Source organism: Chryseobacterium soldanellicola, from assembly GCF_900100115.1.
Taxonomy (GTDB): domain Bacteria; phylum Bacteroidota; class Bacteroidia; order Flavobacteriales; family Weeksellaceae; genus Chryseobacterium; species Chryseobacterium soldanellicola.
On sequence record NZ_FNKL01000004.1, the window covers coordinates 133,958 to 146,317 of the forward strand.

The window sequence follows — 12,360 nt, forward strand, 5'->3', positions numbered from 1 at the left end:
ATGAGAAATTTACTTACCATAAAAATAACGGTTTCAATGGTCCTGGCTGTTCTGCTGAGCACAGTATCCTGTGAAAAATTAATAGAAACTGATTTTCCAAATAACCAGCTTGCAACAGAGCTTGTATTTGAAGATGAACAGACTGCCGAAGCAGCACTGGCAGGGCTGTATTCGGGACTCTGGAATAACTCCGTCATTTCGGGTACCGCTGACGGTGCAGGTCTTGCTTTGGGGACCTACACTGATGACATCACCTGTGTTTCCACCACAGGCAGTAACGGGATAGTGGATGTTTACAATAATCAGCTGCTGGCGACCAATACCTCGGCGAGTTCCATCTGGAACAATGCCTATCAGCAGATCTATATGGCCAACAGCATCATTGAAGGTGTTGAAAAGTCGAAAAGCCTTTCATTGCAGGTGAAAGACCGGATAACAGGCGAGGCATTGTTCATCAGGTGTCTGCAGTATTTTTATCTGTACCAGATCTACGGTGAGGTTCCTTATACCGACACGACGGATTATGTATATAATACGACATTGGCCAGAATGCCGATGAATGAGTTTCTAACAAAGCTGGAAACGGATCTATCGGAGGCGGTGAACCTGATGCCGTCGACTTACCGCAATGCGGAAAGGATCTATGCTAACCGATCGGTGGGTTATGTGCTTTTGGCGAAACTAAAGATGAACCTTGGAAAGTGGCAGGAATCTGAAGTATTGTGTCAGACCATCCTGCAGACTTCCGGATTCACTTTCCAGAGCGATCTATCAAAGGTATTCCTGAAAAGCAGTCCCCATATCATCTGGCAGCTGAAGCCAAAGAACAACAATGACCCCACCAAAGAAGCCGGTGTCTATAATTTTGTCTCAGCGCCGGGAGCTTTTATCTTGAATCCTGATCTGATCAATTCTTTTGCGGCGAATGATCTTCGAAGACAGCATTATTTTACAGCTGTGTCCTTCGGGTCGCAGGTCAACTACAAGCAGACCAAATACAAGATCACCACTGCTACAAATACGACAGAGTATTCGGTCGTCTATCGTCTTGAAGATGTGTGCCTGATGCTGGCTGAATCCCTGGTGAAGCAAAATAAAATAAGCGAGGCTGTTCCTTTTATCAATCGTACCAGACAACGGGCAGGACTTGCAGCATTAACTACTTCGCTTTCTCAGGTACAGGCTATGAATGAAATAAAAGATGAAAGAAGGAAAGAGTTTTTTATTGAACATGGCAGTCGATTTCTGGATCTGAAAAGATGGGGCCAGCTTGGCCTGCTGAAACCTGTAAAACCGAACTGGCAGATCTTCCATCAGTATTGGCCGCTTCCGCAAAAGGAAATGCTGCTGAATGCGAATCTGAAACCTCAGAATGATGGGTACTAAGCGGGATAATGAGGAGAATGGTGCAGTATGGTGTTTGAGTATATTGAAAAGAGTTCGTTTTTTTAAGGATCTTATGAACTGTCTGACGGAAGTCTATGATCGATATCTTATCAGATTATCAATTGTTGTTGTTTTTTTATTCTTCATTTCAGCATTGATTTCGGTAAGGGTCAAAGGGCAGGACTATCAAAAACTGGAGAGGCTCGTGGATGAAACGGAAGAGGTTAAAATGGTAAGTTCATCGGATAACGGAAGATGGCTGGGATATTACTCTGATACCGGTGACGGAAAAAAAAGAAAGATGATCATCCAGAATACAGCCAACCCAAAGCAGGTCATTGAAAGGTCTGATATCAACCGATGGATGTTTGTCAAAGACCATGTAGGGGTCATCAGTAGCAACAGAATGGAATATATTGACCTTCGCTCTGGTAGATCAACGGTTTATCTGAATGTGAAGACCATTGATTATGATGAGAAACATAATGTTTTGCTGGTTCATTACAATAAGGAAGAGCAGAACAAGTTAGAACTTTACACACCTGACGGAAATCTATTGCAGACCTTGGATCGTGTATCATTCTTCTCGTTTAATGGATCTAGGCTCATTGTTAGGAGAAAATTAGAACAGTTGAATGAAGTTTGGGTGATGAAGGGCAGAGGTCTGATAAAGCTCTATTCAACTGCAGATGAATTGAAAAATGTCTTTCCTTCCGGAATGAAAGAAGGGGGATTTGTGATCAACACCCGAAAAGAGGGAAAGTTTTCACGAATTTATATTACTGAAGATCTTAGAGAATATGCTTTTAAGGATGATCGGTATGTTGATTACGAAGATATGTCAGTCATTACTTCACGAGCGGACGACAGATTGATCCTTAAATTAACACGTTTGGTTCCAAAAGAAAAAGGATTGGTTGATGTCTGGTACGGTACCGATTTTAATTTGTCGAAGAATGTGCGTGCAACCCGGAAGGCTGTACAGATCGACTGGAATCCTTTGAAGGGTGAGCAGACTCTGCTTACCCATCCTGATTACTTTGGAGAAACGGCACTTGGAAATGCTTTGTATCTGAAATACGCTGTGGACAAATATCAGGTGGATGTGATGGACAAAGCGGCTGGTAATGGATCTGATAGACTTTATTTATGGAATTCCGTAACTGATGTTTATACTTTCGTTGCTGATGTTCAGAAGAAGGTAGTAATATCTCCCAGTGGACAATATTTGTTGATTGAGCATTCTGATGGGTGGAAACTATTTGATACGCAAAGTCTTAGATTGGAAGAATTAGATATTTCTGCAATTGCGACACCTTACTTTACCTCATCACACGAGGCTTTGTGGACCGATGGCGGAAAAGTCTACCGTATGGATCTCAGAAGTAATTTGAAAACAGATCTTTATCAGTTTAAAGATTCTTTTGTTGAATTGCTGAATTTTGAAAGGATTTCAACCGAGTTGCAATATCCCAGAGAGTTTAGGTATATAGACATCAAGCAGGGACTTCTGTTGAAAATAAGCAATCCGATGACCAATACGCAATCTTATGGCTGGTTTAAAGATAACAAAATGACCGTGATCATTCCTCCTACGAAAGATCATATCACTGAATTTGCAAAGATCAAGTATACAGATGATTTTTACTGGATTCAGGAAAACTACAATCAACTTCCTGCTGTAAAGATCAAAAGAAGTAATGAGAAGAGCAAAACATTGTATGTCTCAAATCTTGCAATAAAACAGAGCGAAAGGGCAGAGGTAAAAAAAATCTGTTATAAAGGTGCTGACGGTGAACAGATCACTGGAACTTTGTATATGCCTTTAAATTATGACCGATCAAAGAAATATCCAGTCGTTGTTCATATTTATGAAAAGCAGGAATATCTGACCAATAGGTTTCTGAGACCATCTTTTGCCAATGGTACAGGATTGAACATCGCATTGTTGATAGAACAGGATTTTGTAGTACTGCTTCCGGATATTTCTTATTCTGACAAAGGACCGGGAATTTCCGCACTTGAAAGTGTCAATAATGCCTTGGATGAATTGCAGAAAATTGAGAATGTAGATATGGATAGGATAGGATTGATGGGCCAGTCTTTCGGAGGTTATGAAACCAATTTTATCGCTACGCAGTCCAAGCGATTTGCGGCGTATATATCGGGTGCGTCAGTTTCTGATATAATCCGCACCTATTATGCTTTCAATGAAAACTTCAATGCACCGGATTATTATAGATATGAGGGCGGTCAGAATAATTTTAAATATACGGTGGCTGAAAACCCTGAAAAGTACATTAGAAATAATCCTATCATGTATGCTCAGAATATAAATGCTCCGATGCTTCTCTGGGCTGGAAAAGAAGATGGTAATGTTAGCCCTGAAGGGATCAGATCATTATACATCGCCCTGAGAAAATACCGAAAGCCGGTTGTTGCACTCTTTTATGAGAAAGAAAGACATTCTCTTTCAACATCGGAGGCTCAGAAAGATCTTACGCTGAGAGTGCTGGATTGGTTCAGTTATTTTTTGAAAGATCAAAGAGATATTTTGTGGGTCAAGAAACAAATGAAGGGTGCTGAATAGCACCTTTCTTTTTATGATCCCTATCAATAAGTGTAATCAAAATTGTCTACATAACATTTCATAAAATAAAAATCCGAAGTGCCATGAAGGACTATAATGAAGCCTAAAAATATGAAAGCTTGATAAGTTGTTGTAATAAATTTAATGTGGTGCTATTGATTTTTATTTTTTACATTTTCGTATATTCGGTGAAAACTAATACATTGAAAAAGAACTCAAAAGAAATTATTTCTGGGATTATAGTTGCTTTATTAATTACCTTGATGACAGCAGTGTTTTATCTCACTTACTATCTTTCAAATAAGGTGGAGATTAAACTTACTTGGATATGGCTGCCGATAATTTACATAACAACCAGCTGTACTCTTCTTTTAATATCCCTAAATTATAAAAATAAAAAATTACAACTTTGCGTTGATATTTATCTCACACCTTTGTTTCTAGTGATTGCGATCGCTGGAATACTCCTTCCAATGATCACGTTACTGTTTCAGTACAGCCTATACCTGATGATTAGTTTTGTTATACCGGGATTGATTCTAAAGATACTTTCCTATTTCCAAATACTAATTTTACCTAATGAGTTAAAAATATATATCATTTTTACATCTGCTGTTTTTATCGCAGTTCTGTTTAATGGTAAGTTGAGAAAATTTGTTCAATGGCTTTCTTCATTATACACAAAAAATTATTCGTTTGCTAAAAACGCTAAATTGAATGCTTTAACAGACTATGTAGCATCACAGAATATCATAAAATTTCTCATTTACTCAATTTATGTAATTCTACTGATAGTCATGAATATCCATAAACTGCAAGGTCGATCACTCTATAATAATACAAATTATGATGTAGCGATTCTACAATCTTTCGTAACATTTTTGGCTTTTGATAAAGTTCATGCATTATCGGCACAATTAGATTTTAAATTTTCGAATCTTCTGTCCCTGCTTATTTATTCAATAAAGTCACTCATGAATTTTAATATTGAAGAAAAAAATAAACAAGAGGAATCAAAAAAGTAAACAATTGTCGAACATCTTTCTAGATTAGTCGCTAAATAAAATAATGAAATATGGATAAAATGTTTGAAAAGCTTTTTGGGGATTTTACAGTAGAAAACTTCATTAGGTGGTTAAAAGATCTGCTTTATTTTTATAGATATCCTTATCGTACAATTGAAAGAATATCAACTCAAAATCCCAGCTATATTTTTTCACAGTTTTTGTTCTACTTTATTTTTAGTAATTCTTTTTACTTTCTGGCAAATAAAAGTGATAATGAACTGCAGTCTAATTTGAATCTTGCTCTTGATGGAATTTTAGGACAATTTTCTATCTTATTGCTATTTATTATTTCCTCTAAAATTGTAACCAAAAAGTTTAATCTGAAGAAAAGTATAATTTTTCTGGCATTGGTTCTCTTTTCGTTTACTCCTGTAGAAATTATAGTTTACAGTAATTATATACGTTATGAAAATTATGTTCTTCTATATTTAGCAAGCATAATACTATTTGCTGTGACTCTTTTTGTCATATTCTTCTGGTCATTTTCAATAGAGCGAAATAAAAAGAAGGCAGTTTTTATGCTTTTGGTCAATTTATTTCTCCTTAATTCAGCGCAGTTTCTATTGTATAATGTGAAAATAGACCCTTATTCTCAACCTACCACCTTTATTAATAGTGATCCCATTTACGAAGATTATAAAAATGTTATAAAATATATCTACTCTAAAGAAAATATTCCTACCACCTATTTATACCAAGTTGGTAAGCCTCTCGACTCGTTGACTCCCATGGACCAACGTAAATTGCAAGTTTCGGTCGGCACTATTGATGGGATTGACAGTATGACATCAGCAGATTATGAGAGCTCGGAGAAATATAAGCAGGATATATCTTTGAATATAAGAAATTTAGAAGCGATAGATAGTGCTATAGTTTTCCGAAGAAACAGAAAAATCTTAACACAATGGCGTATGCACTTTCAAGCCATTGACAATATAATCAAAGAGCATTCTACCAATGACTACTTTAAAAAAAATAAACATACTTTCGAGCATATTTTGCCAGGCGCCTATGTTAGCAAGCAAGTTTATTCACATTTAATTGTCGAAGTAATTAATTTTGAAGATTATCACAGTAAGATTATAAAGCACCATAGTAATTGCAAGGATATCGCTGATCTAGCCACAAACATAATAAATATTCCAGCAACTTTAGTTGACAACTTTTTTATAGACTATGATAAAAAGGAAAGTCCTTTACACTATAAATTTGATGAATTGACAGATGATGATTACAAAAAATATAATACCAGATGATAGTTTATTTTTTTGATGAAAAGTGATGATGAGACAGATAGTCTATAACTTTTTTGTAAAATTCACCTATGTTTAAAAATTCTAGTTTTGAAGTACTACCAAATCAATAATTAGGCATTTAAAAACTTTTGAAATTTACTCTTATGATATAAACTTAGAAGGGTGCTGAATAGCACCCTTCTTTTTATGATTTTAAAATGTGTAGATTAAGGTATTCTGAAGAGCTCAGATTCACATCCTTCGTTGAATAAGTTATGAACTCCTGATGGATCACTTACAGTGCAGCTCAAACCCGTATTGATGGTTTCACAGCGTTGAGAGGTCATTTCACAGGGTTGTTCCGGGTTTGCAGGATCATACTTATAGCCAAAAACTTCGATAGCTTTTGATTCAGATGCTACATTGGTAGCATACGCACTGCCTGCCCCAATTAAGAGGATAGCCAAAGGCAATGCGATTTTTCTCACTTTTTTCATGATGATAAAATTTGTTATTGGTGCCTACTCTTTGTTCAGGTTTTCGGCTTCCCCTGAAATGAAATGTTTAGTGATGTTTTGCGCAAAACGATATCTGATCAGTTCATTTTCAATAATTACATACAGCTGGTCTTTATTTATTGCAAACTGTATCCGTTGCTTTTCATATCTGTTCGGAACACTGATGCTTCCAAGATATTTTTGTTCCTGAGTGGAGTACAGGTCAATAATGACTGCTTTTCTCCCCCTGTTCTTCTCAAGTTTTCCTTTCCGGTCAGATTCTATGAAAAGCACGCCCTTGTAGGCGAAAGATCTTTTATTGACCACCAGCGGATTGTTCAGCTTTCTGCTCCCGTCAGGTAAAACAAATAATCCCAATACTGGTGTTCTAACGGTATCAATCGTCTTGAATACGTTTTTTGATGTAAGGTTACGGTCGGTGACTACAAAATTATTTTTGTAATGATAAACATACACGACCTTTCCGGTAAATGCATCATAATTCAACTGCCCGTCCGGTTCAAAAAAACCTTCATTTCTTTTTTCCAGAAGATCTGTCCTTAGTTTCAGCGATTCTTTGCGGTCTTTGGAAATGACTCCTAAAACCTGTACCTGTTCAAATCTGTTAAAAGCTCCTATGAGAAAATGATTGGAATCAATATTTTGTATTTTCCTGAAGTACGTTTTTCCAACATTTTGATCTTTTAGGTAACTCGAACCTGTATGTCCTTCAAAAATAACGGGTACAGTTCCATCATACAGATATATTCTGTTATCTTTGACTTCCAATATGGGTGTTCTGAATTTGATATCTGTTCGATCTAATTGTAAATTAAATTTTTCCAGAGAAGATAGATGGGTGAGTTTTGTAATGGAAAAAGGTGCGGTATAATTGCCCAAAAATAAAGTGTCATTGTAGAAGCCTGCAATATAATAAGAATTGATTTTCAAATCATAAGTGCCATTTTTCAATATAGGATGCTGTAAAAATCTTCTTTGAAAACCATTGTCCCTCTGTACAATATTTTCTGACTGCTTGTAAAGAAGAAACATTCCTGCCGAGCATAGACAAGCTATTAGTGCAAGGATTAAGCTGATCTTTGTTCTGCTGACTATGTAATGGTCTGCAGAAAAAATTATAGCAATGACAGTAGCCAGTATACAGACCAGATTGAAAATCAAATGGGTGTTCCAATCCATATTTTCAAGAATGCCACCACACGAACACGGAATAAATTCACTATAGTTCAGAATCAAATATATGTAGATAGAAAATAAAACCATTAGAATGTAGGATCCATATAGACCGATATACCTAGTTCTTTCAGAGATCAAAAGGAAACAAACTAAAAGCTCAAGGATCAAAATTCCATATGTGATAAAAACTGCATAGGCACTCAGGAGAGGTGATTGTGCAATTTGTATCTGGAAATTCTCAAAATCCATTATTTTACTGATGCTGGCATAACAGAACAGCAGTATAAAGAAATAGCTTGTGAATTCTACAAATCTTGTTCTGATGGTTTTCATAACTTTGGTATTTATCCTTTTCTGACTAAAATCCATTTGACGCTCTTCCCACAATATCCGGGCATTGCTTCGCCTTTTGAGACATATACAACTGTACTGATCCGACCTTCAATTTCCCATTCTCCGCTTACAGTACATTTCTTTCCTGTGTTTAATAGTACTTTTTGGTTTTCCATTTTGGAAAGTTTATCAGTGGTACAGAAATCCTAATTACCAGATCGTATCCCTGACAATCCTCCAATGCTGCTTATCCCTTTTAGGTTCATCATCGTCGCCCGTTTCCCTATTTTCATAACCCTCTTCTTCAGTCAGGACGTTCTGGGCCCTTGCAGATTCTTTGTTGCTCTGAACTTCATTTCTTTCCTGGATCTGTTGCGAAACATTAGAGACAGATTCGTTTCTTTCGCAGGACTGTAAGCCGAATACAGCCGTAATACATATAAGTGAGATATACTTTTTCATAATGATTTGTAATAATTTGTAATGGTTTAAAAAAGTGATCCCGGCCGGTTTTGATTAGAATTCTGATGTCGAAATTAGAAGAGTTCGAGGTTTGAAAAAAGGAATAGATGGAAGAATGGATCCTTTTCTATGTAAAAATGTATCCATTTTACTTCTAAATTCAAATCTAAAACATTGTTAATCAGCCGTTAATTTAGGATTGCTGATGCTGGAGTTAAAACACGTGTTTAACTATCAGTTTTTCACTAAATTTGGGTATATCTTATCATAATGCATTATCATAATAGGATTTTACTGCTCATCTTTAATTTGTTTTTCTCCGTCTTGTATGGGCGGGAACAGCAAAGATCTTATAAAGAAATCTCGGCGCTGTTTGAGGGATATACTGAAAATGATGAAAGGGCAATGGTATTTGTCAATCTTTACATCGAGAAAGCAAAAAAAGACCGTAATTATAAAAAACTGATACGTGGTTATGAAGAAGCCATCTATTACACCAAGAAATCCGCAAGGAAATTATTATACGCAGACAGTACAATTGTTACAGCTCTGAAATCCAATGATCCCGATCAGATTTCAAGAGCATATCTGGGAAAGGGGATCGTTTATTATTACAACCGCAGACAGTATAAGCCCGCCTTGGATGAATATCTGAAAGCATTCAAATATTCAAAAAATTCAGAGGATGATTACCTGAAGAATAAAGTTATCTATCATCTGGGAATGGTTAAAAGTTACCTGGGTTACTATAAAGAAGCAGCCGGCCATTTTGAGCAGGCAGCTGATTTTTTTGAAATAAATGCAAAAGAGAGCGATGACAGAAACATAAGGCTGAACAATGAATCCGGCTACTTCAATAGTATTTACCGCTTGAGTACCTGTTATAAAAATCTGAAATTCTATAATAAAGAAGACTCTCTCATTACTATTGGCCTGAACAGGCTTCACAATGTCAGCGAACTTTCTGCGGAACTTGGTTATTTTCAGAAAGGAAAAGGAATCCAGCTGCTTCGAAAAGGAAATCCGGACGGCGCATTAGAGCACTTAAAACTGTCACGCAATATCTTGATCCGTAATCAGGATTATGCATCATTGACGACCGTGTATTTTTATCTGGGAAAACTTTACTGGGCAAAAGGCAATAAAACTGAATCATTAAACTATTTTAAAAAAGTCGATTCCCTTGTCAATAAATTTTGGTTTGTCACGCCTGAGATCAGATCAAATTATGAATACCTCATCAACGATTCGAAACAAAGAAAAAATTCAAAAGACCAGCTTTATTATACCAATCAGCTTTTAAAGGCGGACTCTATCATTAATGTGGACTTTGCAATGCTCTCCTCAAAGATTTACCAGGAGTATGATACTGAAACGTTATTGGATGAGAGAAGAAAGCTGGTGAGAGACCATCAGATCATTTGGTACATTTCCATTAGTGCCGGAGTTTCGATTGTGAGTTTTTTAATCTGGAGATTTAGGAAAAGAGAACAGAAACTGACCGCCAGGTATCAGGAACTGTTAGAAAAGTTCAATGCCCAAAAAGACATATCCAGCTTTGACGTGTTGTCATCTGTTGCCACAGGTGAAACCAGCTTATATAGCCTAGAACTTATTGATCAGATCAAGGCAGACCTTAAGATCTTCGAGGACAGAAAAGATTTCTTAAAGCCTAATTTAACGCTTCCGATTGTAGCCAAGATGATAGGTAGCAACCGTACTCATTTATCGTACGTACTCAATGTACACTTTGATGTAACATTTCCAACCTATCTTAAAGCTTTAAGGATAAGATATATTACCAATTTACTGTTGGAGGATCACAAATATCTCAGTTACAAGATCGAGGCACTTGCAAAGAAATGCGGGATGGCAAACAGGCAGCTCTTTACAGCACATTTTTTGGAAATCAACGGGATCAAGCCGAACGATTTTATAAGGAAGCGACAGGAGGAACTAAAGAAGATCTAATTTTTTATTTTTTAACCCGATTTTTACGTGAATAAAAAAATGAAACGTATGAACGGACAAAATTTTCGAAAAAAAATTGATCTGCTTTGGAAAGATCTTACAACAGCAATAGATCAGATCAACAGAAGTAATAATGAAATCGTGATGCGGGCTGAAGAGATACTGATGGAAACTGACTCGTCGATAAGGCAATTGAAAGATATATTGCGTCAGTATAAGTTTCCGGACTGGAGTGAAGAGATCTATTTCTTCAAAAATACAAAACCAAAATTTGTATCGATTTACATCTATTACTCAAAAGTGTTATCCATAGAGGCTTCAAAACCCTATGCAGATCCGGAAGCTTTAAGATCATACTATGAAAATGAGAGAGCTCATCTTTTATATTTCTATAATGAGCAAAGGGACTTTATCAGCTACTACCGTCGTAAATCATCATATCTCGACAAAAAATATTTCGTGCGTTTTAAATTTGACTTTAAGTTAAAACTGAGTCCGGAACTGTACAGCTATGATGAGGAATTTTCCACCTCCCACGACCATATTGTCTCTCAAATTATGGCGAATGATCTTCTGGATCAGTATCTGACAGATAAAATAGATTCTAAAGACAGTAGAGAAAATTCTTTCGAAAATAGTAATAATCTCGAATGGACTGCGCCAAAAGTTGCGCTTGTTGAATTGCTATATGCTCTCCATCAAACAAAATGCTTTAATGGAGGTCATTCAGATTTAGCCGAAATTTTCCGATGGGCCGAGAATTCACTCAACATTAATCTGGGCAATTACCATAAGACTCTTAGCGAAATACGCTTAAGAAAAACAGAGAGGACTAAATTTTTATCGTTGCTTCAGCATAATCTTGATCAATATCTGAATGATCTTGATATTTGAAAATTGCTGTAAGCTATTTACTGGTTTATTGCAGGTTGTACATTTCTTCGGTAGTACCGTTAAACTACCGAAATGTTTCCTGATAATTTGTTATTCACGCAGTAACTATGTCCAATAGATGATTTAGCCTGCAGTTGGATTATTTTAGATTCAATTGATATTTCAAAAAAGTAAGTTAAGCGGAATAGTACAATGATAAAGAAGAAATTCCTTTAATTATGAGACAATAATTGATATTGACGGTCGATTATAGCAGGTTTACATTGTTTTTTATCAGTATTAACAGGATAGAATGAAATTACGGTCTGACTTTGATTTAAAATCTCTTCATTCATAATGCTTACAGCAAATTCTTTCGGTAGTACCGAAAAACTACCGAAAGATATTTTGGTCATTTTTGAAATTTTGTGGATCGAATTATAATTGGATGAGTTAATAATAAACATTTTTTATTCAATTCAGAAAAATAATGGCTAATGAAAAATATAGATCCTCAAACCCCGATATCTCAGTTGACCGTTGCGGAATTTTTAGAGATTTCAAAGAGAGTCAATTCAGAGAAAAAATATGAATATGGCTTAAAAGGTCTGGCAAAGATCCTGGGATGCTCTGTTTCCAAAGCTTCAGAAGTGAAGTCGTCCGGAATTTTGAATAAGGCCATCATCCAAAACGGAAATATCATCATCATTGACAAAGAAAAGGCGTTGCAGCTTTTCGGTAAAAAATAA

The 12,360-nt window shown here is 36.1% G+C and carries 12 protein-coding genes; 7 read left to right on the forward strand and 5 right to left on the reverse strand.

Annotated features, from left to right (window positions below; genetic code table 11):
* From BLT04_RS14660 to BLT04_RS14675, 4 genes are all read left to right on the forward strand, one after another.
* Positions 1-1,386, forward strand: coding sequence for a RagB/SusD family nutrient uptake outer membrane protein (locus BLT04_RS14660; RefSeq protein WP_089756543.1), 1,386 nt, complete (start codon positions 1-3; stop codon positions 1,384-1,386).
* On the forward strand, positions 1,373-3,976 hold the full coding sequence (locus BLT04_RS14665) for an alpha/beta hydrolase family protein (RefSeq protein WP_089756544.1): 2,604 nt from the start codon (positions 1,373-1,375) through the stop codon (positions 3,974-3,976). Before BLT04_RS14660 ends, BLT04_RS14665 begins: the two co-directional genes overlap by 14 nt.
* 203 nt (positions 3,977-4,179) lie before the next feature.
* The gene (locus tag BLT04_RS14670; RefSeq protein ID WP_089756545.1) at positions 4,180-5,001 is read left to right on the forward strand and encodes a hypothetical protein; all 822 of its coding nucleotides are present in this window, start codon (positions 4,180-4,182) and stop codon (positions 4,999-5,001) included.
* A gap of 50 nt (positions 5,002-5,051) precedes the next feature.
* On the forward strand, positions 5,052-6,299 hold the full coding sequence (locus tag BLT04_RS14675; protein WP_089756546.1) for a hypothetical protein: 1,248 nt from the start codon (positions 5,052-5,054) through the stop codon (positions 6,297-6,299).
* 206 nt (positions 6,300-6,505) lie between these two features.
* Here BLT04_RS14675 and BLT04_RS14680 read toward each other — a convergent pair whose 3' ends face one another.
* Genes BLT04_RS14680 through BLT04_RS14690 form a run of 4 tightly spaced genes read right to left on the reverse strand, consistent with a single transcriptional unit; the run spans position 6,506 to position 8,767 of the window.
* Positions 6,506-6,775 carry a DUF6520 family protein gene (locus BLT04_RS14680; protein WP_089756547.1) on the reverse strand — a complete coding sequence of 90 codons (270 nt, stop codon included), beginning with the start codon at positions 6,773-6,775 and terminating at the stop codon, positions 6,506-6,508.
* A 24-nt stretch (positions 6,776-6,799) separates the two neighbouring features.
* On the reverse strand, positions 6,800-8,305 hold the full coding sequence (locus tag BLT04_RS14685; protein WP_139166256.1) for a MauE/DoxX family redox-associated membrane protein: 1,506 nt from the start codon (positions 8,303-8,305) through the stop codon (positions 6,800-6,802).
* An 11-nt stretch (positions 8,306-8,316) separates the two neighbouring features.
* Positions 8,317-8,481, reverse strand: a complete 165-nt coding sequence (locus BLT04_RS18960) for a hypothetical protein (RefSeq protein WP_170828489.1) — start codon at positions 8,479-8,481, stop codon at positions 8,317-8,319.
* Between the two features lie 34 nt (positions 8,482-8,515).
* On the reverse strand, positions 8,516-8,767 hold the full coding sequence (locus BLT04_RS14690; protein WP_089756549.1) for a hypothetical protein: 252 nt from the start codon (positions 8,765-8,767) through the stop codon (positions 8,516-8,518).
* Positions 8,768-9,037: 270 nt separating this feature from the next.
* On the opposite strand from BLT04_RS14690, the gene BLT04_RS14695 reads away from it, so the two are divergent.
* Together BLT04_RS14695 and BLT04_RS14700 are read left to right on the forward strand one after the other, a co-directional pair.
* Positions 9,038-10,738 (forward strand): helix-turn-helix domain-containing protein, encoded by a 1,701-nt coding sequence (locus tag BLT04_RS14695; RefSeq protein ID WP_089756550.1) that lies wholly within the window; start codon positions 9,038-9,040, stop codon positions 10,736-10,738.
* A gap of 48 nt (positions 10,739-10,786) precedes the next feature.
* Positions 10,787-11,632 carry an RteC domain-containing protein gene (locus BLT04_RS14700; protein ID WP_089757294.1) on the forward strand — a complete coding sequence of 282 codons (846 nt, stop codon included), beginning with the start codon at positions 10,787-10,789 and terminating at the stop codon, positions 11,630-11,632.
* Between the two features lie 212 nt (positions 11,633-11,844).
* On the opposite strand, the gene BLT04_RS14705 is transcribed toward BLT04_RS14700, so the two are convergent.
* Positions 11,845-12,027 (reverse strand): hypothetical protein, encoded by a 183-nt coding sequence (locus tag BLT04_RS14705; RefSeq protein WP_139166257.1) that lies wholly within the window; start codon positions 12,025-12,027, stop codon positions 11,845-11,847.
* 81 nt (positions 12,028-12,108) lie between these two features.
* Here BLT04_RS14705 and BLT04_RS14710 point away from each other — a divergent pair, with 81 nt between their 5' ends.
* Positions 12,109-12,360 (forward strand): DUF3853 family protein, encoded by a 252-nt coding sequence (locus BLT04_RS14710; protein WP_028122938.1) that lies wholly within the window; start codon positions 12,109-12,111, stop codon positions 12,358-12,360.

Excerpts from the sequence above, each read along its gene's own strand:
- BLT04_RS14665 (WP_089756544.1), top strand. The coding sequence starts at position 1,373 with ATGATGGGTACTAAGCGGGATAATGAGGAGAATGGTGCAGTATGGTGT.
- BLT04_RS18960 (WP_170828489.1), bottom strand. The coding sequence starts at position 8,481 with ATGGAAAACCAAAAAGTACTATTAAACACAGGAAAGAAATGTACTGTA.
- BLT04_RS14690 (WP_089756549.1), bottom strand. The coding sequence starts at position 8,767 with ATGAAAAAGTATATCTCACTTATATGTATTACGGCTGTATTCGGCTTA.
- BLT04_RS14700 (WP_089757294.1), top strand. The coding sequence starts at position 10,787 with ATGAACGGACAAAATTTTCGAAAAAAAATTGATCTGCTTTGGAAAGAT.
- BLT04_RS14675 (WP_089756546.1), top strand. The coding sequence starts at position 5,052 with ATGGATAAAATGTTTGAAAAGCTTTTTGGGGATTTTACAGTAGAAAAC.
- BLT04_RS14705 (WP_139166257.1), bottom strand. The coding sequence starts at position 12,027 with ATGACCAAAATATCTTTCGGTAGTTTTTCGGTACTACCGAAAGAATTT.
- BLT04_RS14680 (WP_089756547.1), bottom strand. The coding sequence starts at position 6,775 with ATGAAAAAAGTGAGAAAAATCGCATTGCCTTTGGCTATCCTCTTAATT.
- BLT04_RS14685 (WP_139166256.1), bottom strand. The coding sequence starts at position 8,305 with ATGAAAACCATCAGAACAAGATTTGTAGAATTCACAAGCTATTTCTTT.
- BLT04_RS14695 (WP_089756550.1), top strand. The coding sequence starts at position 9,038 with ATGCATTATCATAATAGGATTTTACTGCTCATCTTTAATTTGTTTTTC.
- BLT04_RS14710 (WP_028122938.1), top strand. The coding sequence starts at position 12,109 with ATGAAAAATATAGATCCTCAAACCCCGATATCTCAGTTGACCGTTGCG.
- BLT04_RS14660 (WP_089756543.1), top strand. The coding sequence starts at position 1 with ATGAGAAATTTACTTACCATAAAAATAACGGTTTCAATGGTCCTGGCT.